General features: G+C 55.7%; 1 protein-coding gene. It reads right to left on the reverse strand.

Annotation, left to right across the window (positions count from 1 at the left end; all coding sequences use genetic code 11):
* On the reverse strand, positions 1–289 hold a 289-nt coding region (locus AC6CIA_RS26500; RefSeq protein ID WP_498316125.1), incomplete at both ends, for an immunoglobulin-like domain-containing protein.

Consider the following 289-nt stretch of genomic DNA (forward strand, 5'->3'; position numbering starts at 1 on the left):
GGTGATTTGACCACCTTCGTTAACCGACGACGGAGCCGTCAAAGTCACGGTTGTGGTGTCATCAGTGCCCGGTGTATCGGTGACGGTCGTGGTGACGGTGTCGGTGCCCGGAGCCAGATTTTCGAAGTGCTCGCCGCCAGTCACTTTGGTGATTGCAGTGCTGACGGTTTGATCGCCTGTGTAAACATCATTTGGCGCTAGAACCGAAACGGTGCCGCTGGACTGGTTCACACCAATAGTGATGGTCTCGCCATTGCCCAAGGTCACGGTCAACGGGTTGGTGATGTTA

This window comes from Pseudomonas sp. GQ91, from assembly GCF_059758795.1.